This window comes from Bythopirellula superficialaquae, assembly GCF_059632245.1.
This window is the reverse complement of the sequence record NZ_CP197426.1, coordinates 2,133,681-2,157,053: the sequence shown is the minus strand read 5'-3', so window position 1 is coordinate 2,157,053 and position 23,373 is coordinate 2,133,681. Positions and strand designations below refer to the sequence as shown.

At 55.3% G+C, this 23,373-nt stretch carries 15 protein-coding genes; 14 read left to right on the top strand and 1 reads right to left on the bottom strand.

Translation table 11 applies throughout. The features are described from left to right. Positions 1-250: 250 nt before the first annotated feature. Positions 251-1,339: a DUF1559 family PulG-like putative transporter gene (locus tag SH678x_RS08795; protein WP_496922526.1), complete on the top strand. Its 1,089-nt coding sequence runs from the start codon at positions 251-253 to the stop codon at positions 1,337-1,339. A gap of 468 nt (positions 1,340-1,807) precedes the next feature. On the opposite strand, the gene SH678x_RS08790 is transcribed toward SH678x_RS08795, so the two are convergent. Continuing rightward, a complete protein-coding gene (locus SH678x_RS08790) occupies positions 1,808-4,432 on the bottom strand; it encodes a dockerin type I domain-containing protein (RefSeq protein WP_496922525.1) in 2,625 nt (874 codons plus the stop codon). Here SH678x_RS08790 and SH678x_RS08785 point away from each other — a divergent pair. The 13 genes from SH678x_RS08785 to SH678x_RS08725 all read left to right on the top strand — a co-directional run bounded on the left by SH678x_RS08785 (position 4,431) and on the right by SH678x_RS08725 (position 23,372). Further along, complete coding sequence (locus tag SH678x_RS08785) at positions 4,431-4,628, top strand: hypothetical protein (protein WP_496922524.1); 198 nt, start codon at positions 4,431-4,433, stop codon at positions 4,626-4,628. The genes SH678x_RS08790 and SH678x_RS08785 overlap by 2 nt on opposite strands. A gap of 189 nt (positions 4,629-4,817) precedes the next feature. Continuing rightward, positions 4,818-6,233, top strand: a complete 1,416-nt coding sequence (locus SH678x_RS08780; RefSeq protein ID WP_496922523.1) for a glycoside hydrolase family 28 protein — start codon at positions 4,818-4,820, stop codon at positions 6,231-6,233. 5 nt (positions 6,234-6,238) lie between these two features. After that, a complete protein-coding gene (locus tag SH678x_RS08775) occupies positions 6,239-8,689 on the top strand; it encodes a pectate lyase family protein (protein WP_496922522.1) in 2,451 nt (816 codons plus the stop codon). Positions 8,690-8,782: 93 nt separating this feature from the next. Continuing rightward, a complete protein-coding gene (locus tag SH678x_RS08770) occupies positions 8,783-11,164 on the top strand; it encodes an alpha-L-fucosidase (RefSeq protein WP_496922521.1) in 2,382 nt (793 codons plus the stop codon). Between the two features lie 2 nt (positions 11,165-11,166). Further along, positions 11,167-12,591 (top strand): L-fucose/L-arabinose isomerase family protein, encoded by a 1,425-nt coding sequence (locus SH678x_RS08765; protein ID WP_496922520.1) that lies wholly within the window; start codon positions 11,167-11,169, stop codon positions 12,589-12,591. A gap of 3 nt (positions 12,592-12,594) precedes the next feature. Next, the gene (locus SH678x_RS08760; protein WP_496922519.1) at positions 12,595-13,431 is read left to right on the top strand and encodes a transketolase; all 837 of its coding nucleotides are present in this window, start codon (positions 12,595-12,597) and stop codon (positions 13,429-13,431) included. Then, on the top strand, positions 13,428-14,444 hold the full coding sequence (locus SH678x_RS08755; RefSeq protein WP_496922518.1) for a transketolase family protein: 1,017 nt from the start codon (positions 13,428-13,430) through the stop codon (positions 14,442-14,444). Before SH678x_RS08760 ends, SH678x_RS08755 begins: the two co-directional genes overlap by 4 nt. Beyond that, positions 14,441-15,919: an FGGY family carbohydrate kinase gene (locus SH678x_RS08750; RefSeq protein ID WP_496922517.1), complete on the top strand. Its 1,479-nt coding sequence runs from the start codon at positions 14,441-14,443 to the stop codon at positions 15,917-15,919. The genes SH678x_RS08755 and SH678x_RS08750 overlap by 4 nt, the downstream gene beginning before the upstream one ends. Before the next feature lie 33 nt (positions 15,920-15,952). Continuing rightward, positions 15,953-16,945 (top strand): D-ribose ABC transporter substrate-binding protein, encoded by a 993-nt coding sequence (locus SH678x_RS08745; protein ID WP_496922516.1) that lies wholly within the window; start codon positions 15,953-15,955, stop codon positions 16,943-16,945. A gap of 5 nt (positions 16,946-16,950) precedes the next feature. After that, entirely contained in the window at positions 16,951-17,595 is a 645-nt protein-coding gene (locus SH678x_RS08740) for a DUF2291 family protein (protein WP_496922515.1), read from the top strand. Continuing rightward, complete coding sequence (locus SH678x_RS08735) at positions 17,592-19,133, top strand: sugar ABC transporter ATP-binding protein (protein ID WP_496922514.1); 1,542 nt, start codon at positions 17,592-17,594, stop codon at positions 19,131-19,133. The genes SH678x_RS08740 and SH678x_RS08735 overlap by 4 nt, the downstream gene beginning before the upstream one ends. Continuing rightward, complete coding sequence (locus tag SH678x_RS08730) at positions 19,130-20,104, top strand: ABC transporter permease (RefSeq protein WP_496922513.1); 975 nt, start codon at positions 19,130-19,132, stop codon at positions 20,102-20,104. The genes SH678x_RS08735 and SH678x_RS08730 overlap by 4 nt, the downstream gene beginning before the upstream one ends. Before the next feature lie 19 nt (positions 20,105-20,123). Next, the gene (locus SH678x_RS08725; RefSeq protein ID WP_496922512.1) at positions 20,124-23,372 is read left to right on the top strand and encodes a glycoside hydrolase family 78 protein; all 3,249 of its coding nucleotides are present in this window, start codon (positions 20,124-20,126) and stop codon (positions 23,370-23,372) included. Position 23,373 lies beyond the last annotated feature (1 nt).

Below are 23,373 nucleotides of genomic sequence, written 5' to 3'. Positions count from 1 at the left end.
CTTAAGAATTATCGCCAAGAGATTTGGGAGGGCACAGTTTCACTCGTGAATCGCAGAATGACCGCCTTGACCGACTAAGGAAAAGGGAGTCACCGATTTCGGGGGGGGTGCCTCTTTTCAACGGCTCAGGTGGATAAGATTCCGGTATCGATGGGGCTTCGTCAAGGAGCACACTCGAACCTTGTCTTGTTAGCAGCTTATCGTCTATACACTTTTTTGTTGGGCCTGTCTCATCTGGGAGATCAGTGGCATGAACAATACCTACGCAATGCGTTCACAGTCGCTCCGTACACGCCTTGGCTTCACGTTGGTGGAACTCTTGGTAGTGATCGCCATCATCGGCGTCCTCGTGGCCCTGTTGCTCCCCGCGATCCAAGCTGCCCGCGAAGCGGCCCGCAATGGTCAGTGCAAGAACAATCTTCGCCAGATTGGCCTCGGCATGCTTAACTACGAGAGCTCTAACAAAACATTTCCTTGTGGTGGTTGGAGCTTCCACTGGATGGGCAATCCCGACTTTGGTAACGGCCCACGCCAAATGGGCGGTTGGATTTATCAAGTTTCTGATTATCTCGAAAATCAAAACGTCAAAAAAATTGGTGGGGGTGGACTAACCGGTCCTGCTTTGCGTGCTGCCCTTCAAGAACAAGCCACTGTGATCATCCCTATCTTCAATTGTCCAAGTCGTCGCCCCTCACAGCTATATCCAAATTATGAAACTGTAATCTTCAACGCGAATCCATCTGAATTTGCGGCGAAAAGTGATTACGCTGCCAATGGTGGCCACAGTGTGACTCAGAGCAGTGGTCGACCAGCGCCGTTGGTTCCTTCGTTTACAGATTGTCGAGATCGCTATCCCAACTGTGACTGGGTCAATGGTGACAACTGGCTAGCTTCCAGTTGGAGTGGCATCGTCGCCGACCGCGCTGGCGCCAGATTAGGCCAAATTACCGATGGGGCTTCCAAAACAGCCGCTGCAGGTGAGAAATGGGTGAGCTCTTATTTCTATGAAATCGCCACAAATAGAACGAGTGGCCAGCCCGCCGACAATCCGGCTGACAATAGTTCTATGTATCAAGGCTATGACTGGGATACCGTGCGGGCCATTAGTGGCAGTTATAGTGGTTCTGGCGAGCCTCAAGGTGCTCTACCCATGCCAGATACAGCCTTGAATCGCGATCCGAAAGATGCGGGTGCAAGCTTCCCAGAAAGCATGGGAAGTGCACATCCCGCCGGCGTGAATGTTGTTATGTGCGATGGTTCCGTGCATGGGTATGGCTTTGACGTTGAACCTCTCGTTTGGGATGGCATCGGTGGCCGTGCCGACGGCGATATCAACTAATTGATAAAAACCAATCGATTTTAATCCGACGCCCGGGTCGCGAAACCCGGGCGTTTTTTATTTGGAAGTTTTAAGACTCACCCAAAGTATTCGCGTTAAATGCTTCGCAAACGACGCTACTCCAAACCTCGTAGCAAGTCCCCCTGATCCGTGGCGTATTTCTCACCACGGTCGAAGCCGACATGCTGGCAATTCTTCGCAGCGTGCGATGGCCAAATTGAATGCCTGAATTGGCCGCGCAGATGTGATATATTCGGCGAGCCTCCCACGTGAGTGGGGGGAGTTGGGATGGTAAATGGTCCCAGTTCCACCAATTTGATCAAACGTTTTCGTGATCAAGTTGATAAAGTTGAACAAGATGATCAACTTGCCGCTCGCGGCTTAGCGGCCTGGAACCAAAGGAGCTGCCCACAAAAAAAGTCGCAGTAGAATCCAGGCAAACCACAACGGAAGGGGGCACTCACAAGATCAGACCACAATACCCTGACCGGATCGCCGCAGGGCTAACAGCGTCAACAACCCCAACCCCAGCACCAACGTACCCGGTTCCGGAACGGACAGAGAACTCAATTCCTCAGGGGCGTTACCATATTGGCCCTGCCAGATTTCCAGATCGGCAGCGTTCACCGTGCCATCGCCGTTGGCATCGCCCAAGGAATTGTTTTCCTGGCCGGTCGCGCCAAAACCCCGCTGCCAAATCAGAAAGTCCCGGCCATCGACGTCGCCATCGCCATCGAAGTCGGCGTTCTCGGTGATCGCAGCCACAACCGACAGCGTCCCGCTAACAAGCAATTGCGAAGAATCCCAGGCCAAACCCTCGGCAAGCGCCGGCAAGTTAAGATCAAACCCGCCCGTGGCCAAGGCAAAGCTGAGAATCTCAAAAGCATCCCCCTCAACGGGAGCATAACCTTCGAGCAACACGTTCAAACTACCACCCGCGTGGAGCGTGCCATCGACCCACACGGCGTCGTAGTCGGCAGCCTGATTACCGAAGATTTCGATGTCGAAGGCACCGCTGTTCATCGTCAGATCGCCCATGACCAAGGTTTTCCCAGGGCTGTTGCCGGGCGAAATGGTGCCGCCATTGTTAACCAAGTCAAAACCTACAACCTCGGCACTCAACACACCCCCGGTGAAATTAAACGAACCGCCAGCCCCCTTGAGCAACATTTTTGTTGTGAGCTTGCCGCCGGATAGATTCAGAGTCGCCGTGGCCGCATTGTTATCGGCGATCACCACAGTCCCATCGCTCAAACCGTGCGGAGCGTCCTGCACCTTGAGCCAGCCGGCCGTGATGTTCAGCGTTGCGCTATCGCCGGGATTCGTGGCCAATAGCAAATTCCCCGCGTGCTGCCCCACGGCATCGACAACGACCGTGCCGGCATTGATGACCGCCGTGTCGTAACGCGACGGTTGCCAGGGGAGATCGCTGGCGGGATCGGGATTGCTATCCCAGTTGGTAATCTGCGCATAGCGACTGTTGGTCGAGGCATCGAACAGAATCGCCCCCTGCGCGGGCCAGGCGGCGGTGTCGTTCAGGTATTCTTCGAGATTCGTGTAGCCGTCGCTGTCGAAATCTCCATTATCGTCGCGGGCGTTGGGATCGAGGCCATGCTCCAATTCCCAGTAGCTAGGCATCCCGTCACCCACGCCATAACCAACGCTGGATTCGGTATCCCAATCGATGCCGCGAGTGGTCGTCGGAGTGTTCTTGAGTGCTCGCCACTCGGCCCCTTCGTTGGGATCATTATTCCAAGGATCATCGGCCCAGCCCAAGATTTTGCCCGTGCCCGTGCGAGCTTCTTGGATCAGCCGCTCGTCGGGGGTATCGATCACGTTGTCGCGGGTCCACCAGTTGGCCCCCATGTAGTTGAGGACTCGCTCGAAGGCAGCCGTGGCCGTATCGGTGGTCCCTGAATAAGTTGGCACGCCACCCTGCCAGAGGGGATTAGCCGCGCCGGAATTCGATAGCGCCACACCGTCGTTGGCGTCGGCGTCCTTGTTGCTATCCAGGATATTGCCGTTGCGATAAATGTTGCTATTGGTGCCGATCACGCCTGTGCCGCCGCTCGATTGATTCATGGCGACACTGTTGCCCCCCGCCGGATTGTCGCCGCCGTCGCCAGCCAGATAGAAATTGCTTGCCAGGTTCCAAAATGTGGTTCCACTGCGGCTGCCAGCCGTACCCAGCCAGTTGTAAAAGACGTTATTGCGGAAGTCGTAGTAAGCCCCCGTGCCGCCCCCTTGAGTCTGCGGCATGCGAGATTTCTGGTGGGCGTACAAGTTGTGATGAAAGCTGATTTTCGCCTGCGATCCCGCTTCTAACAGCGATCCGAGTGCATGACCCGTGTAGCCGCCCCCCTCGGCGTCCCACTGCGGATAGTTCTGGCCCTGCGAGATATTGCTGTATTGGACCGTAATGTTGTTGGCGACCTCGTTCATCGAGATCGTCTCATCGGTCGCGTACAGCGTGCTGACGTGATCGATCATGATATTCGTGCCGGAAATATCCATGGCGTCGAACACCGTGGCGTCGGGGAAATTGCCCACGCCCACATCTCCAGCCACCGGCTGCGCAGGATAGGCTTCGCCCGGCTGCCACCAGTTCCGCATACCGTAGCCGGAAGCCACCGTAATGTTACGAATGATGTTGTTATTCCCCTGGGGTTTGAGGCCGCCCCCCATGAAGATCACACCCGCACCTGGGGCCGTTTGCCCGGCGAAAGTGATGTTCGTGCCGCCGATGGTGAGTCGCGACTGCGAATCCCAGCCATTGCCGTTGGTGTCCCAACCTGCCTGCGAGAGTCGCCCCAGACTGAACACGCCGCCGACGTCGAACACGATCGTGCGGGGTACCCCGGCGGGAAAATTCGCGTTGTTCAAGCCATAGCGCAACGAGCCGAAGTCGTTCCGCGCGGGATCATCAATGGCAGAATTGATCGATGTCACGTGGTAAACAATCCCGCCGCGGCCACCACTGGCATAAGCCGCCGCGCCATCAGCGCCTGAAAAGGCGGGAATCGCCTGCGCGCCGGCCATTTGTACGCCACACAACAAAACAAGACATAACGCCAACGCGTATGACTTCAGCATGAAATCAACCTTCTGTGTTCCGGAGAAGAATTCGATAAGCGCAGAAATCTGCCTGCAATTTCAATCTAGATGGGACCAAAAACGGCCTCAAGATAAGGAAGTTGCAACACGAGAACCTAAAAACGCAGTGAATATTGATCAGCAAACCCAAGCGGATGCGCTTTTACAGGCCGCATTTGCAAAAAACGCCCGCTGATTGCATTGTCATTCCATAATAACCTCAAGGTTTGCATCGCACCGAATGTCGTCGCCTAGCAAACGACACTCGTTGCGACGTAACTTTGAACCAATAAACTGTTGTTGGAGAACGGTTTATTGCCTTGCCGCACGTTCCCACTTGTCTTTGTTCTTTTCGATCACCGAAATCGTCCGAAAGGACCAGCCGTTGAAGAACTTTGTTGCACGTCTGATGCTGACCGCCATGTGGGGAGCTGCGCTCGTACTTATGTCTACCCAACAGCATATTCTGGCTGAAGAACCCTCGGGCTGGGCTCAGCTCCCTGCGATCCTGGCGGAAATCCAAGAGCCTCAGTTTCCGGACAAAGATTTCCCCATCACTGAATTCGGCGCCAAATTGGATGGCCAAACCGATTGCAAACCCGCGATCGACAAAGCCATCGAATCTTGCGTGGCGACCGGGGGAGGGCGGGTCACGGTTCCCAAGGGCCAATGGTTTGTGAAGGGACCAATTCACCTCAAGAGCAACGTCAATTTGCACGTCGCCGAGGGAGCGACCATCCTCTTCAGCAACGACCCCGCCGATTATCTCCCCGTCGTCTTTACGCGGTTCGAGGGGACGGAGCTGATGAATTACTCGCCGCTGATCTATGCCTACGAGCAAAAGAACATTGCCGTCACGGGCAAAGGAACGCTCGACGGCCAAGCGGGCGACGGCAAGTGGTGGAACTGGAAAGGCCATTGGGGGGGCGAAACCGACATCGGTTGGAAAAAGGGGGATCCCGACCAAATGACCGATGTGGCCGCCCTCGGCAAGCAAGCCGATGAAGGAGTTCCCGCCAAGGAGCGCATCTACGGCGAAGGCCACCGACTGCGTTCCAGCTTTCTGCAAACCTACAAGTGCCAGAACGTGCTCATTGAAGGAGTGACGTTCACCAATGCTCCCATGTGGATCATTCATCCCGTGCTGAGCGAAAACGTGATCGTCCGTGGGGCAACGGTCGACAGCCACGGACCGAACAACGACGGCTGCGATCCTGAATCGAGCCGCAACGTGCTGATCGAAAACTGCCGCTTCAACACGGGCGACGATTGCATTGCGATCAAATCGGGTCGCAACACCGAAGGTCGGCGCATCAATGTCCCCAGCGAGAATATCATTGTTCGCAACTGCGAAATGGCCGACGGCCACGGCGGCGTCGTGCTGGGGAGCGAAATGAGCGGCGGGATACGCAACGTGTTCGTCGAGAATTGTCGGATGGATAGCCCGCAACTCGACCGGGCGATTCGGCTCAAATCGAACCTCCTACGCGGCGGCTTTCTCGAAAACCTCTACGTTCGCAACGTCGAAGTGGGCGAGGTGAAAGAAGCGGTTTTGCACATCGATTTGGAATACGCCAACGAACAGGGCGATTTTCCACCCCAGGTACACAACATTTTCATGGAGAATGTCACGTCGCAAAAAAGCGATATGCCGCTTTATCTGGTCGGTATCAAAGGGCACGAAATCGACAACGTGCAAATCCGCAACTGCAAATTCAACAATGCCAAACGGGCGAGCGTCTTCGAGCATGTTGGCAAAATGACGTTTGACAATGTCACACAACCCCGAACGGATGATTAAGTGCCATGAAGAATCTTTTCTTAATCCTGACATTCGTGGCGATGACATGTGGCTCTGCTTATTGCGCCGAGCCAATTCGCATCGACCTGGGCATGGATACCGGCCGCAACGACACAGCCACGCCGGGCTGGCAGGAATGGCAAGTGAAGAACGGCCCACATGTCACGCGCGATTTTGATGGCGTTGTCCTTACGCTCCGTTCTCCCGAAGGGAGCATCGTCGAGGGGCAGTGGTACAAAGCCGGTTTGAGCACCGGTGCCACGATGGCCACCGACGGCGTGATGGCACCCGCGCTGGAAATTGAACTTGCTGGGCTGAAGCCGGGTCGGCATTCGCTCGTGACCTATCACAACGGCTTAAACAAAGAACCGCTTAATCCCTTAACCGTTACTGTCATCGGTAGTGAAGCCAGCACCACCGTTCAACCAACAATTCGTGTGGCAAACAACGAAGCGGCCGAGAGCGCTTATGTGGAATTCGATGTCAGGGCTGATACTCCCGCTGTGATCCGAATCACGGGAGATCCGAGCATCGTACTCAACGGGCTGGAAATTGATGCCACGAACCCTAAAGCGAAAGCGTTAAGCCCTGCACCAGGTAACAACGACGGCCATGTTGATGGCGACTCCGGCAGTGTCACACTTACTTGGCAACCGGCAGACAATGCCGTCAAGCATCACGTTTATTTTGCCTCTGCTGACAGCGCGGATGAGGCACAGAATTTAGCGGTTGCTGCCACAGCTGATTCGCCGGAATTCCTAGGATCGACAGATCGCGCTGAACAATCCACGAAAGTGAATCCCACGGCCAGCCAAACCCATTACGCTTGGCGAGTCGACAGCGAAGACGCCGGCGGCAAAGTCACTCGCGGCGATGTGTGGAATTTCCGCGTTCGCCATCTCGCCTTTCCCGGTGCCGAAGGTTACGGGCGCTTTGCCATCGGTGGCCGGGGTGGCCGTGTTTTGAAGGTGACCAACCTTAATGATTCGGGCGCTGGCAGCCTGCGTGCAGCGGTGGAAGCTTCGGGACCGCGCACCGTTGTCTTCGATGTTTCGGGGCGAATCATTCTCAATAGCAAGCTGATCATTCGCGATCCCTATCTCACGATCTCTGGCCAAACAGCACCTGCCCCCGGTATTTGTGTTTCCAATTACAACTTGGGATTGCTGGGGAACCACGACTGCATCATACGCTTCGTCCGCGTGCGGCCAGGCAACACCGCGGGCGTCACCCTCGACGGCATGGGCCTCGCCAGTTGTGACAATTCAATCATCGACCACTGCTCGATCAGTTGGACTCAGGATGAATCGTTCAGCTCACGCGGGGCGAAAAATATCACGCTGCAAAACACGCTCATTTCCGAAGCGCTCAACGTCGCGGGCCATTCCAAATATGAAAAAGGGAAACAGCACGGTTTTGCAGCGAGTATTAGCGGCGACATCGGCAGTTTTCATCACAATCTGCTCGCTCACTGTGCCGGTCGCAATTGGAGCCTCGCTGGGGGACTCGACAAAGCCACCCGCCACGCGGGGCGACTCGATATCCGCAACAACGTGGTCTACAACTGGAGCCACCGCACCACCGATGGCGGGGCCAAAGAAGTCAACTTCGTTAACAACTACTATAAGCCAGGCGCTGCAACCAAAGTCTTTCACGTGCTGATGGCCGAACGGGAAGCCGTGCCGAGCTTCGGCCCGCAAATGTATTACGCGGACGGCAACGTCATGGAAGGCAAGTTCGATGCAAGCGAGAAGCTAGCCGGAGTGTTCGAGCGGCACGGCGAACCTCACGAAAATTGGATCGTCGAGGAGCCGTTCTACGAATCTTACGTAACAACCACCTCCGCCGAGGCCGCATACAAGAATGTGCTGTCAGACGTTGGTTGCAACGAACCCCTGCTTGATCCCCATGATAAGCGTGTGATTGACGAAACGCTCCGTGGCGAAGCGCAGTTCAAGGGGAGCATCACTGGACTCCCCGGCCTGCCCGACACACAAGACGATGTCGGTGGCTGGGACGATTATGGAACCGAACAACGCATGTCCGATTGGGACCCGGATAATGACGGGCTCCCCACGTGGTGGGAAGAATTGCACAAGCTCAATCCACAATCACCGGCCAATGATTTCGCAGACGCCAATGCTGATCCCGACCACGATGGCTACACCAACCTCGAAGATTATTTGAATTGGCTCGCGGTACCACACTTTGAGTGTAAGGCTGGCGAGTCGCTCGATGTGGACCTCAACGCGTTGGCCGTTGGCTATGAACTGGCTGAAAGAACGTTTGAAATTGGCGATGTCGAACAAGGATCCGTACAGCTCAACGATGCCTCGGCTCGCTTTACTCCCTCGGAAAATGTCGCCGGTCTGGCCCGCTTTGAGTTCACCGTGAAGGACACCGACGGTAATTCGTTGACTCGCCCCATCAATATTCGCGTGGTAAAGGCAGAATAGGCTCCGATGATCGCGCGATTGGGTTTAACGCTTGTTTTTCTGATTGGCTCGTGCTTGCCGGCGCTTTGCGCGGAGTCGGTCAAGAGGAATGCGGTGCCTGAAAACGTTTATCTTTCCACCTCCTTCCGCGGCAACGGCGAAGACGGGTTGCAATTTCTTTACAGCTTCGATGGCTACAAGTGGAGCAATGTCCCCGGCACATTTTTGAAGCCGCTCGTGGGCGACAGCCAGTTGATGCGCGATCCGAGCCTGCTGCGCGGCCCCGACGGCGTCTATCATCTTGTCTGGACCACCGGCTGGCAAAAAGATCAGGGCTTTGGCTACTCAAGTTCCAAGGACTTGGTCCATTGGTCGCCGCAACAATTCATCCCCGTGATGAAACACGAGCCGACCACGGTTAACGTCTGGGCACCGGAGCTGTTTTATGATGATAAAGAAAAGCAATTCATCATCTGTTGGGCTTCGACCATCCCCGGCCGCTTTCCGGAGAACGGCGAAGAACGCGATAACAACCAGCGGATGTACTACACAACGACGCGCGATTTCAAGACGTTCGCTCCCACAAAGTTGTTCCTCGACCCCAATTTCAATGTCATCGATTGCCAGATCGTCAAAGACGGCGAACGGTATGTGCTGATTTTGAAAGACAATTCGCGACCCGAACGGAATCTGCGCGTGGCGTTTGGAAAGTCTCCGCTCGGTCCTTGGAAAGATATTTCTCCTGCGTTCACGGCCGATTTCACCGAAGGCCCCTCGACAATCAAAATCGGCGATGATTGGATCATCTATTACGACGCCTATCGCGGCGGCACCTATGGTGCTGCTAAGACCCAAGATTTCAATAGCTTCACTGATATTTCCAATGAGGTTTCTTTTCCACCGGGCCACAAGCATGGCACGGTGCTCGAAATTTCACGCAAAGAACTTGTTTATCTGCTGCGAGTTGGCAGCGAACAAATTCGCGACGTGCGTCTTCCCGTGGAACCGGCGCTCTCGAAAGAAGAAACCGCTAAACGCATTGCCGCGATCGACAAAGTCGCCGAGCAAGGCCCGTTTCAACCCAACTGGGAATCCCTCGGCAAATTTCAAACGCCCAATTGGCTCCGCGAAGGAAAACTCGGCCTCTTCATTCATTGGGGACCTTATAGCGTGCCGGCGTTTGGCAGCGAATGGTATCCCCGCAATATGTATTTCAAAGGGACGCCCGAATTCGCGCATCACGTCGAGAAGTACGGCTCGCAGGCGGAGTTTGGCTACAAAGATTTTATTCCGCTGTTCAAAGCCGAAAAGTTTGATCCGCAGGAGTGGGCTAAGCTGTTTCACGAAGCTGGCGTGAAATATGTGATTCCCGTGGCGGAGCATCACGATGGTTTTCCGATGTACGACAGCGAATTCACCGAGTGGACCGCCGTCAAAAAGGGCCCCGAACGCGACGTGATTGGCGACCTCGCCGAAGCGCTACGCGATCAGGACATCGTGTTTGGCGCTTCATCCCATCGCGCGGAGCATTGGTGGTTCTTTGATCAAGGGATGTATATCGACTCCGACGTACTCGACGCTAAGAATAGCAGCCTTTATGGCCCGGCGAGCAACAAACGAGTCGCCGAAACTCACGCCGAGATGCCTGATCAGCAGTTTCTCGATGACTGGCTGCTGCGTACCTGCGAGATCGTCGATAAATACCAGCCCGAAGTGATCTACTTCGATTGGTGGATCTGCCAGCCTGTCTTCCAACCTTACTTGCAAAAATTCGCGGCCTACTACTACAACCGCGGTAAGGAATGGAACAAGGAAGTCGCCATCGATTTCAAGGAATGGGAGGGTCGCTCATTTCCCGATGGCACGGGTGTGTTCGATATCGAACGTGGCCGCGCCGCGGAAATTCGCCCCGACTTTTGGCAAACGTGCACTTCGGTATCCAAAAACTCTTGGGGTTACGTCACGAACCACGAATACAAGGAAGTCGACAGCATCATCGACGACCTGATCGACGTGGTGAGCAAGAACGGGGCCTTGCTTTTGAACATCGGGCCGAAAGCCGACGGCGCGATTCCCGAGACCGAACAGCAAATGCTTCGGGACATCGGTGCTTGGCTCAACGTCAACGGCGAAGCCATCTATGGCACACGGCCTTGGCACAAATTTGGTGAAGGCCCAACACTCGACGTAGGCGGCTCGTTCACCGACACCGAACGCAAAGCTTACACAGGAGAAGACCTTCGCTTCACCACCAAAGACGGCGCCTTATATGCGATTGCCCTGGCATGGCCCGAGGACGGTAAGTTGCTCGTGAAGTCGCTACCCGCTTCCGCCGGGAAGGTTGATGGCGTTCAACTTTTGGGCCATGAAGGCCAGCTCGATTGGGAACAAACCGAACAAGGCCTCGCCGTGGAACTTCCCGCCGAACGTCCGACGGAGTTTGCCTTAGCGCTAAAGATCACCGGACTGGAACTGGCGCACGATCAAAAGGACTGAGCATGAAGAATTCAACAACCACTCTCGGAGTGATCGTCGGCAACCGGGATTTTTTTCCCGATCAGTTGGTGTCAGAAGCTCGCGCCGATCTGACTGCTCTCTTCGAGAGATACAACATCCGGCCGATTTGGGTTTCGCCCGAGGAAACCAAACTCGGCGGCGTGGAAACCCATGCCGAGGCACGCCGATGCGCGGACCTCTTTCGGCGTCATCGCGACGAAATCGATGGTGTGCTGGTGACGCTCCCCAACTTCGGCGACGAAAAAGGGGTGGCCGAAGTTCTCAAGCTCGCCGATTTGAATGTCCCCGTGTTGGTGCAAGCCTATCCTGACGATCTTAATCAGCTGGGCGTTTCGCGTCGACGTGATGGCTTTTGTGGCAAGATCTCGGTTTGCAACAACCTCGTGCAGGCGGGCATCAAGTTCTCGCTCACCCACAAGCATGTCACGTCGCCCACGTCGGACGATTTTAAACAGGACCTGGCAAAATTCCTCGGCGTCTGCCGGGTTGTAAACGGTTTACGAGGCGTTCGTCTAGGAGCTGTCGGCGCGCGTCCCGGTGCTTTCAATACTGTCCGCTTCAGCGAAAAGATTCTCGAACGCCACGGCGTGAGCGTCACCACCGTCGATTTGTCGGAGTTGATTGCCCAAGTTGAGCAGCTTACCGACGGCGATGCCGCGGTGATTGCCAAGCTCAAGGCGATCACCGACTATGCTCCCGCGCCGAATGTTCCCTCCGAAAAACTGCTGCAAATGGCGAAGCTGGGCGTTGTCTTGGAAAACTGGATGAAACTCAATGCCATCGACGCGACCGCGATTCAATGTTGGACTTCGGTGCAACAAAATCTCGGCTGCAATGTCTGCACGCTGATGAGCATGATGAGCGAGAATTTTCTCCCTAGCGCGTGTGAAGTCGACGTGCTGGGCGTGCTCACGATGTACGCCATGCAGCTGGCTGCGAAATCACCCGCGGCACTTGTCGACTGGAACAATAACTACGGCGATGACGAAGACAAATGCACGCTGTTCCATTGCGGCAACTGGGCCAAGAGTTTTCTCCCTGATATCAAAATCGCCACCGCGCCGATCCTCGGCAGCACGCTGGGCGTGGAGAACACGTATGGCGCGCTCGAAGGCCGCACTCCCGCGGGTCCACTAACCTACGGCCGCCTTTCCACGGCGGATTGCGACGGCAAAATTCGCGCTTACGTTGGTGAAGGAGAACTCACCGACGACGAGCTGAATACCTTTGGCACGCGGGCCGTGGCTCACGTACCGCGGCTGCAAGATTTGCTGCGCTACGTTTGCCGCGAGGGCTTCGAGCATCACGTGGTCATGACGAACTCTCATTCCGCCGACATTCTTGCTGAAGCCTTTAACAACTACTTGGGCTGGGAAACCTATTACCACGGCAAGGCCAACTGTTAAACAATGACCGATCACGAACTCCAACTCAAATCGATTCAATATCGCCAGAAGATTCTGCGATACATCACCGAAGCCGGCGCTGGCCACACCGGCGGCAGCTTGTCGTGCGTTGATATCCTCAATGTGCTTTACAACCGCGTGATGAACGTCTCGCCACGGAATTTTGAATCCCCCGACCGTGATCGATACATTCAAAGCAAAGGTCATTCGGTCGAGGCCTTGTATGTCGTCCTCGCCGATCAAGGTTTTTTTCCAGAAGCAGAACTTCAAACACTTTGCCACTATCAATCGCCATACGTGGGCCATCCCACGCGCAAGGTTCCGGGCATCGAAATGAATACGGGCGCATTAGGACATGGACTCCCGATTTGTGTCGGCATGGCCATCGCGGGCAAGCTCGATGTGGCCAAGTACCGCGTGTTTACGCTGCTCGGTGACGGTGAGATGGCCGAGGGTTCCAACTGGGAAGCCGCCATGGCCGCTGCCCACTACAAGCTCGATAACTTGGTGGCGATTCTCGATCACAACACGCTGCAAATCACCGGCCATACGCGCGACGTGTGCAGCAACGAGCCGCTCGACGAGAAATTTGCCGCCTTTGGTTGGCATGTCGTCAGTGTGAATGGCCATGACTTCGCCGAACTGACCGACGCCCTCACGGATCCACCCCAAATTGGCAAACCGACCATGATCATCGCCAATACGGTGAAGGGCAGGGGCGTGAGCTTTATGGAGAACGTCGTGAGTTGGCATCATGGAGTTCCCTCTGCGGAACAGTACGAGCTGGCTCAAAGCGAGTTGACCGCAGCCGAGCAAACGCTCGTGGGCGAGGCCCTATGAGCGCACCTGCCCCATCGATGTTTTCGCCGGAAGCCCAGCAAGTTATTGCACGCTTGGGCCTGAAAAAAGGCCGCGCGAATCTCGAAGAGTTCGCCGCGACACTCGAAGAATTGGCTCGCGAGAATCCCAACATCATCGCTGTCACCAGTGACTCGCGTGGGTCCGGGAAACTGGGCCCATTTGGCAAAGCCTTGCCCAAGCAAATCGTCGAAGTCGGCATCGCCGAGCAAAATCTCGTGGGCATCACGGCGGGACTCGCTGCGGCGGGCAAGAAATCGTTTGGAGTTTCCCCCGCCTGCTTTCTGACCGCGCGGTCGCTCGAACAAATCAAGAACGATGTTTGCTATTCGGATGTTCCCGCCACGCTTGTGGGTATCAGTGCGGGCGTGAGCTACGGCGCGCTCGGCAGTACACATCATTCGCTGCACGATCTCGCGGCACTGCGAGCCATTCATAACCTGACAATCTTGTTGCCAGCAGATAATTTTGAAACTCGCGAATCCATCCGCGCCGCAGCCGAAGCCAAGCACCCCATCTTCGTGCGCTTCGGCAAAGCGGCCATGTACGATCTGCACACCGCGGCAACAAAGTTTGAAGTCGGCCAGTCCATCACGTTGCGAGAAGGCAACGACATCGCATTCATCGGCACGGGCGAAACGGTTATCCACTGTCTCCTTGCGGCTGAAAAACTTGCCGAGCAGGGACTGAATTGTCGCGTTATCAGTATGCACACCATCAAACCGCTAGATGAGGCAGCGATCATTGATGCCGGCCAAAATTGCCGTGCGATTGTCACCGCGGAAGAGCATTCCGTTCATGGCGGATTGGGTGAAGCGTGCGCCGCGGTGCTGATGCAGGCGGGCGTTGCTGTTCCGATGAAAATTGTCGGAATTCCCGACGAAGATACCGTCACGGGTGCTCAAGCCGATATCTTCCGTCATTATGGTCTCTCGATGGAAGGGCTTGCCGCGGCTGCCCAATCGCTTTTAAAGCGGTCGGGAGCGGCAAGATGACTCTCATCCTCGGCATCGATCAAAGCACGTCGGCCACCAAAGCCATCTTGTTCGATCAAAATGGCCGCATCGTCGACAAGGTAGCACGCGAGCATCGCCAGATTTATCCTCAGAGCGGTTGGGTCGAACACGATGCCGAGGAAATCTGGCAGAATGTTCTCGCCGTGATTGCCGAACTCACCGCGCGACATCAATCAGCCCTTGGTGAACTCGCGGGGCTGAGCATCACCAATCAGCGCGAAACCTTTGTCGTCTTTGATCGCCAGACTGGTAAACCACTGCACAATGCGATCGTATGGCAGTGTCGCCGTGGCGACGGGATCTGTAAAGAATTCACCGCTGCTGGTCACGAACCGATGGTTCAAGCTCGCACGGGCTTGAAGCTCGATACCTATTTTCCTGCTTCAAAAATTGCTTGGCTGTTGCGTGAGCGAGCAGATGTCGCCACCGCCGTTCAGAATGGCCACGCGCTCGTCGGCACGATCGATGTCTATCTGATTTATCGTCTGACCAACGGCCAAGTTTTTGCCACAGACCACACCAACGCCAGCCGCACGCTGCTTTACGATGTCCACAAGCTCGCTTGGGACGCAGAACTTTGTGAGCTGTTTGGCGTGCCACTCAAGGCTCTCCCGGAAGTGCGCGATTGTTCCGCTAAGTTTGACGAAACCAATGCCGCAGAAAATTTGCCTCAGAGCGTTCCCATTTGCGGGATCATGGGCGACTCGCAAGCTTCGTTGTTCGCTCAACGCTGCTACGAGCCAGGCATGGCCAAAGCCACGTTCGGCACCGGCACATCCGTGTTGCTCAATGTTGGCCAGGAATCAAAAGTTACCAACGGCGGTTCAGTGTTGGCATTGGCCTGGGTTTTGAACGGCAAGCCAACTTATGCCCTGGAAGGTCTCATTAACTATTCTTCGGCAACGCTGACCTGGCTCCGCGATCAATTGCAATTGATTGGCGACTTGGCTGAGTGCGAGCCGCTTGCCACGGAAGTTGAAGACAACGGCGGCGTTTATCTGGTACCCGCCTTTGCCGGTTTGAGCGCGCCACATTGGAAACCGGATGCCCAGGCCGCGATTTTTGGCATGACGGGGCATACTCGCAAAGCTCACGTGGTGCGAGCTGCTCTGGAATCAATCAGTTATCAGCTTCGAGACGTGCTCGACATGATGCAGCAGGAGAGTGGTATCCCCCCGCAAATTTTGTTCGCCGACGGCGGGCCGACCTGCAATGAGTTCCTTATGCAGTTCACGGCTGATATGATTGAACGCGAACTTGTCACGACTAACACGCCGGAGTCGTCGGCGCTGGGAGCTGTCTCCGCGGGAATGCTTGGCTTGGGAATCCATACGTCGCTCACGGATCTAGCCGATCTGCCACGCGAAATCAAAACTTATCGGCCCAATCGCGATGCGGCGGAAGTCGAGCGCTCCCTTGCTGGCTGGCATACTGCAGTGGGGCGATTGCTATAAAAATTTTCAATTGAAGCACAGGATAGGAATTCCATGTTCAAAACTCTTCTTAGTTTACTTATTGTCACAACCGTCCCCTGGATCAGCGGGTGCAGCCAAGCCCCTCCGGAAAAAGAGCAACCCGCCCAAACTGTCGACGCGGAACCAAAAGCGGGCGAAAAAGAAAAGATCGCCATCATTGTTTCCACGCTTAACAACCCTTGGTTTGTGGTACTTACTGATGCAGCCAAAAAACGCTGTGAAGAGCTAGGCTACGACGCCACGATTTTTGATTCGCAAAGCGACACGGCCAAGGAGAGCTCGCACTTCGAAGATTTGATTGCCGCCGGTTACAAAGCGGTCCTGTTCAATTGCACCGATGCCGACGGCTCAATTGCCAGCGTTCGACGTGCCAAAGAGGCCGGGATCCCTGTGTTCTGCATCGACCGCGAAATCAACGCGACCGATGCCGCCACGTCGCAGATTCTTTCCGACAGTTATTCCGGCTGCGTCGCGCTCGGCGAGTATTTCGTGAGCGTTATCGGTGAAGACGGCAATTGGGTCGAATTGATGGGGACCTCGGGCGACAATAATACTTGGAATCGCTCGAAAGGTTTTCACAGTGTGGTCGATCGCTTTGAAGGATTAAAAATGGTGGCCCAGCAGTCGGCCGATTTCGATCAAGGCCGTGCGCTGGAAGTCATGGAATCGATTCTGCAAGCCAATCCCAAAATCGACGCCGTCTTTTGCGCCAACGACGTCATGGCCATGGGAGCGTATCAGGCGATTGCCGCGGCTAATCGTCAGGATGAAATCAAAGTGTTTGGTTTCGACGGCTCCGACGACGTGGTCCGACTGATCAAAGAAGGCAAAGTCGCGGCCACCTGCATGCAGTTCCCCAAGCTGATGGCGATCCAAGCGGCGGAATTCGCTGACGAGTATTTGAAAGGGAAACGCGACTTTCCTCAAAAGATTCCGGTCGACGTCGAGCTCGTTACACCTGACAACGTCGACGACTACGCCAACTTCGGCCTGAAGGAAGACTGAGCAATATGCCTGGGCCAAGTCTGAAACGCCGATTCGTTGTGCCGGGTGTCGTTCTCATCGGCCTGGCGCTCACATATTGGTTTCCGCTGTTTCGTATCGTGCCGCTGGAGCAGGTGGCCGCGGCGAACACCAGTCAGAAGTTCGACGCGAAGCCTTTTGCGATGGACTTTTGGACCAAGCAACTCGTCCCCAGTTTCGAGCAAGCCACCGACGCCGCGGAACTGATTCCCGCGATTCAGAACGACCCTGAAATGGCCCGCAAGACTTTTGGTAAATCGGTGGGCCTCGGCCGCGTTTATTTTTACTTCTTGCGAGGCACAGGAACCGTAACTTCGATCGACAAATCAGGGGTGCATCTCAAGATTACTGATAGCCCCGATATCGTCTTGAAAACGGGCTTACTCTTTGGCAATACAGTTCGCGATGCGACCGGGCAATTGGTTGCCGGCAAATTCGCCAATTCACAAGACTTCAATGCCATCTCCAAACAATTGAACCGAATTGTAGAAGAGCAAGTTCAGCTCGAACTCAAAAAACAAGCCCAAGTCGGCGCAAAGATTCGCTTTGTCGGCTGCGCCGAAGTCCGTGCGTCGAACAAAAAAATTCTGCCTCTCACCGTGATCCCCTTGCAGGTGGAAGTTCCCGAATGACCGTCGACGCTTCGCCACCACCGCTGCTTGCAGCTCAGGGAATCTGCAAATCATTCCCTGGCGTACGCGCGCTGCACGACGTGCAGATCACCGTGCATGCGGGACGACTCAACGCGGTGCTGGGAGAGAACGGTGCCGGCAAATCGACCTTCATGAATATCCTGTCAGGCGTGTTTTCTGCGGATGCTGGTGAGCTGTTGCTCGATGGGAAGCCCATTGCATTTCGAACGCCGCGTGAAGCCACCGACGCCGGCATCTCGATTATCCATCAAGAGCTCAATCTCATTCCTTACTTGAGCGTGGCCGAGAATATTTTCCTTGGCCGCGAGCCGCTCACGCCGTTGGGTTTTGTCGACCGCAAAGCCATGAATCGCATGGCGGTTAATTTGCTCGAACGTCTGGAGCTGAAGGTCGATCCACGGGCTCTCATTTCAAGCTTGCGTGTTGGTGCCCAGCAAGTTGTTGAAATCGCCAAAGCTCTCTCGACCGATGCCCGCGTGATCATCATGGATGAACCGACGTCGGCGATCTCCGAGCAAGAAGTGGCCGCGCTCTTTCGTATTATCACAGAGCTTAAACGAAGCGGTGTGGGAATCATCTACATCACTCATAAGCTCGACGAATTGCCGCAAATTGCCGACGACATCACGGTACTCCGAGACGGGGAATTCATCACTTCCATGCCGTTCGCGTCAGTCACGCACGACGAAATGGTGCGCCTCATGGTAGGCCGAGAGCTTGCCGACCAGTTTCCGAAATCATCCACCAAGTTCGGTGACGAAGTGCTGCGAATTACGAACCTCACCGTCCGCGATCCTCAACATTACGATCGATTTCTTTTGCAAGAGATTTCATTGCATGTCCGCCGCGGCGAAGTACTGGGCTTGTTTGGTCTCATGGGAGCTGGGCGAACCGAATTGCTCCAAGCAATTTTCGGCTTGTACTCCAATTCAACGACTGGTTCAGTTGTTGTCGATGGTGAGCCAATACGAATCGATTCACCAGCTGCAGCGATTGCCGCTGGTCTGGCCCTTGCTCCGGAAGATCGCAAACTCGAAGGGCTGTTCTTGCCACTCAGCGTGGCCGCGAACGCCAGCATGGCTTCTCTTGAGCAGACGGAAACTTATGGTTTTCTGAGTTCCGCCAAAGAACAACGGCTCGCTGAAAAATATGCGACCCGTTTGCGACTCAAGACGCCGTCGCTCCGCCAGCAGGTTCGCAATCTCAGTGGCGGCAACCAACAAAAAGTCGTGCTCTCGAAATGGCTCGCTACTAACCCCCGCGTGTTGCTGCTCGACGAACCCACCCGCGGAATCGATATCAATTCCAAACGCGAGATTTACACGCTTATTGATGAACTCGCTGCGGAAGGATTGGGGGTGATCGTCGTTTCCTCGGAATTGCCGGAAATCTTGGCGATCTCCGATCGGATCGTCGTGCTCAGCGAGGGTCGTAAAACCGCGGAGTTCACTCGCGCTGATGCCAACGAAGAATGCATTCTTCGCGCGGCACTTCCCACCGGAAAGGCCTGTGCATGACGCTGAGTGAATTCAAATCATGGGCCGTCCGCTTTCAGTCCGTGCTGGCGCTTTCTCTGCTGGTCTTGGGATTGAGCCTTGCCACGGATCGATTTCTGACGGTCGATAACACGCTCAACGTGTTGCGGCAGATTTCGATCAATGTTTGCCTGTCGATTGGCATGACCATGATCATCCTTTCCGGCGGCATCGATTTGTCGGTCGGATCGATGCTTGCGCTGGCGGGGGCTGTTGCTGCTGGACTGATGAAGAACGGCATCACACTGGACCGCTTCGGCGTTCAATTGCAATTCACGGTATTAGGCGGAATCATTGCGGGGCTTGTTGTTGGTACAACACTGGGGCTTTGCAATGGCATCGCAATCACGCGTTTCCGCTTACCACCATTTGTGGCCACGCTCGGCATGCTCAGTATTGCCCGCGGCCTGACGATGCTTTGGACCGGCGGATTTCCGATCACGAGTCTGGGTGATGATTTCGGCAAACTCGGCACCGGTTACGTTCTAGGGATACCCATGCCGGTGTGCATCGCCGCGGTCTTGGTAGGCATCTTTATCGTGGTCACGCAGCGCACACGCTTTGGCCGGTATTTGTATGCCATCGGTGGCAACGAGCGTGCGGCAAAACTTAGCGGCATCAATGTCCCCAAAATCAAATTGATGGTTTATGCTCTAGGGGGGATGCTCGCCGGGGTGGCTGGATTATTAGTCACTGCGCGACTCGATTCCGCGACGCCCAACGCGGGGACGGGCTACGAACTCGATTCCATTGCGGCAGTCGTCATCGGCGGCACCTCGCTTTCCGGCGGACGGGGCTCCATTTGGGGGACCGTCCTGGGGTGTCTCATCATTGGGGTATTGAACAACGGCATGGTGCTTTTAGAAGTTTCTCCGTTTTGGCAACAAGTGGTCAAAGGGGCGGTCATTATTGTGGCAGTGGCCATCGAGCGGGCCAATCGCAACGAGAGCTAACCTATTCAGGCGGTTTATCATGATTCAATCAACAAAATTTGTTCGCATCCTTTGTCACCTTCTTGTTGTGGGATGCCTGGCGGCGGTTTCAACGAATTCCTATGCCGACCTTTCCGTGACGGGATTAGAATGCGAACATCTTGTCAACCCTTTGGGAATCGATGCCGCGCAGCCACGACTCAGTTGGTACAGCACCTCCGACAAACGGGCCCAATCGCAATCGGCTTATCAAATTCTCGTTGCCAGCTCGCGGGAAAAACTCAACGCCGACGAAGGTGACCTGTGGGATAGTGGCGAAGTGAAATCGGATCAATCGCTGTTCGTTTCTTATGCTGGCCAGCCGCTGAAGTCGCATGAGGAATGTTTCTGGAAAGTGCGCGTCTGGGATCAAGCGGGCAAAGCTTCCTCATGGAGCGACGTAGCACACTGGTCCATGGGACTGCTGCAACCTAACGACTGGCATGGTGAGTGGATTGGCCGCGAAGAATTTCCCAGCATTGAATTTTTGACCGACACGAATTGGATTTGGTTCCCCGAAGGTAAGCCCGCGGAATCAGCACCTCCCGAGGAACGCTTTTTCCGGCGGACCTTTGAGGTGCCCAAAGATCGCACGATTCGCTGCGCCACGTTGCGGATCACGGCCGATGATCGCTGCTCGATTTTTCTTAACGGCCGCGATGTCGGCAGCCGGAGTGGCCATCGCTCGGCAAAAGAAATGGATGTCACCAAGCGCCTCGAACTCGGCAAGAATGTGCTCGCCGTTTCGGCTAAAAATGAAGGAGAGAACGCCAATCCCGCTGGGCTTGTCGCTTGGTTGAAAGTGGAGTTCACTGAGGGCGAGCCGCTGCTGATCGTCACCGATGCCGAGTGGAAAGCCAACAATAAATCCGTGGATGACTGGTTTGCCCTCGATTTTTCGGACGAGAAATGGCCCGCCGCCATGGTCGTCGGCCCCGTCGGCATGAATCCTTGGGGAGAGGTCCGTCATGCCGAGGATCGTCGACTGCCTGCCCGCTATCTTCGCAAAGAATTTGACATCGAGAAACCGATTCGTCGCGCCACGATCAGCATGTCAGGCTTGGGCCTGTCGGAGCTTTTCATCAATGGAGAAAGAATCGGCGATGCCGTTTTATCGCCCGGTCTAACCGAATATCCCAAGCGAACGCTTTACGTCACACACGACGTCACCAAAGCACTGCACGAAGGTGAGAATGCGCTCGGCGTGATCCTCGGCAATGGCCGGTACTACTCCCCACGCAGCGACGTCTTTGCCTCGATGACCAACTTTGGTTATCCCAAGCTCCTGCTGGAACTCCGCATCGAACATACGGATGGCAGCATTTCGGAAATCGTCAGTGACAATTCGTGGAAGCTTACGACCGATGGGCCGATCATCGCCAACAACGAATATGACGGTGAAGAGTATGACGCCCGCAAAGAAATGCCGGGCTGGGATCAGCCTGACTTTGATGACACACGCTATCTCAACGCCGAGAATGCCGTCGTGCCAGCGGGTGAGTTGGTTCCTGAACCGATTGACCCCATTCGCGTTGTCGAAACCCTCAAACCAATTGCGGTCACCGAACCGCGCCCCGGTGTCTTCATTTTTGACATGGGACAAAACCTAGTCGGGTGGTGCCGCTTGAAGGTCAGCGGGCCGGCGGGAACGTCGGTCAAGCTTCGTCACGCCGAGACATTGACCCCCGAGGGCGAGCTCTATCTGGCCAACATTCGCGGCGCGAAAGTCACCGACATTTACACCCTGAAAGGCGAGGGGACCGAAGTCTGGGAACCAAAGTTTACCTACCACGGCTTTCGCTTTGTCGAAGTCACCGGCTTCCCCGGCAAACCCACGCTCGATTCCTTGGAAGGACTCGTTGTTCATGACGATGTCCAGCAAATCGGCGAATTTGAATGCTCCAATCCGCTGATCAATCAAATCTATAAGAACGTCGTGTGGGGCACTCGCGGCAACTATCGCAGCATTCCCACGGATTGCCCCCAACGCGACGAACGCCAGGGTTGGCTCGGGGATCGCTCCGAAGAATCGCGGGGCGAGACATATATCTATGACAACGCCGCGCTGTATGCGAAGTGGCTGCAGGATATGGAAGATTCGCAAAAACCGACAGGCAGCGTCCCCGACGTGTGCCCCGCGCATTGGCCGATTTACTCCGACAACGTGACCTGGCCGAGCAGCACCGTCATTATTCCCAACACGTTGCTGCGTCAGTTTGGTGATAAGCAAATCATCGCCGATCACTACGACAGCGCCAAACGCTGGATCGATTACATGCTCACCTTCACCAAGGATGGCATCACGGATCGCGATCAGTATGGTGATTGGTGTGTACCGCCCGAGGACCCGAAGCTGATTCACTCGAAAGACCCAGCCCGTGCCACCGATAAGGCGCTACTGGCGACTTCGTATTTGTACTACGATCTGACTCTCATGCAGCGTTACGCCCAAATGCTCGACAAGCCAGAGGATGCCAAGCGATTTAAGCAACTCGCCGAGCAAACAAAGACCGCGTTTAACAACAAGTTTCTCAATCGCGAAAAGGGCTACTATGACAACGGCTCGCAAACTTCGAGCGTGTTGCCCTTGTACTTTGGATTGGTTCCCGATGACATGCGGCAAAAGGTTTTCAATCACTTGGTCGAGAAGATCATGGTGCAAACCAAAGGCCACATCGGCACGGGCCTCATTGGTGGGCAGTTCTTGAACCGTGTGCTTGCCGACAATGGTCGTTCAGATATTGCCTACACGATTGCCTCGCAAACCGATTACCCCAGCTGGGGTTACATGATTTCCAAGGGGGCGACCACCATTTGGGAACTGTGGAACGGCGATACGGCCGATCCGGCCATGAATTCCGGCAACCACGTGATGCTCGTGGGTGATTTTGTCATCTGGCTGTTTGAAGACCTCGCGGGAATCTGCCCCGACGAAGCCCAACCCGCTTTTAAGCATATCATCATGCGGCCACAGCCCGTGGGAGACCTCAAGTTTGCGAAGGCCAGCTATCTATCGCCTTATGGCAAGATCGCCAGCCATTGGGAGAAGAAAGAGGGCGTCTTCGATTGGAAAATCACCGTGCCAGCCAACACCACCGCGACTGTTTACATTCCCGCAGCGAATGCGGACTCCGTAAAGGAAAGCGGCGAGCCTGCCGCCAAAGCCGAAGGGGTTGAACTTGTTGGCATGGAGGCCGATCACGCGGTGTTCCAAGTCGGCAGTGGCTCGTACCACTTCGTAAGCGAATAGC

Excerpts from the sequence above, each read along its gene's own strand:
- SH678x_RS08795 (WP_496922526.1), top strand. The coding sequence starts at position 251 with ATGAACAATACCTACGCAATGCGTTCACAGTCGCTCCGTACACGCCTT.
- SH678x_RS08750 (WP_496922517.1), top strand. The coding sequence starts at position 14,441 with ATGACTCTCATCCTCGGCATCGATCAAAGCACGTCGGCCACCAAAGCC.
- SH678x_RS08745 (WP_496922516.1), top strand. The coding sequence starts at position 15,953 with ATGTTCAAAACTCTTCTTAGTTTACTTATTGTCACAACCGTCCCCTGG.
- SH678x_RS08765 (WP_496922520.1), top strand. The coding sequence starts at position 11,167 with ATGAAGAATTCAACAACCACTCTCGGAGTGATCGTCGGCAACCGGGAT.
- SH678x_RS08735 (WP_496922514.1), top strand. The coding sequence starts at position 17,592 with ATGACCGTCGACGCTTCGCCACCACCGCTGCTTGCAGCTCAGGGAATC.
- SH678x_RS08785 (WP_496922524.1), top strand. The coding sequence starts at position 4,431 with ATGAAATCAACCTTCTGTGTTCCGGAGAAGAATTCGATAAGCGCAGAA.
- SH678x_RS08755 (WP_496922518.1), top strand. The coding sequence starts at position 13,428 with ATGAGCGCACCTGCCCCATCGATGTTTTCGCCGGAAGCCCAGCAAGTT.
- SH678x_RS08725 (WP_496922512.1), top strand. The coding sequence starts at position 20,124 with ATGATTCAATCAACAAAATTTGTTCGCATCCTTTGTCACCTTCTTGTT.
- SH678x_RS08790 (WP_496922525.1), bottom strand. The coding sequence starts at position 4,432 with ATGCTGAAGTCATACGCGTTGGCGTTATGTCTTGTTTTGTTGTGTGGC.
- SH678x_RS08760 (WP_496922519.1), top strand. The coding sequence starts at position 12,595 with ATGACCGATCACGAACTCCAACTCAAATCGATTCAATATCGCCAGAAG.
- SH678x_RS08730 (WP_496922513.1), top strand. The coding sequence starts at position 19,130 with ATGACGCTGAGTGAATTCAAATCATGGGCCGTCCGCTTTCAGTCCGTG.
- SH678x_RS08740 (WP_496922515.1), top strand. The coding sequence starts at position 16,951 with ATGCCTGGGCCAAGTCTGAAACGCCGATTCGTTGTGCCGGGTGTCGTT.
- SH678x_RS08775 (WP_496922522.1), top strand. The coding sequence starts at position 6,239 with ATGAAGAATCTTTTCTTAATCCTGACATTCGTGGCGATGACATGTGGC.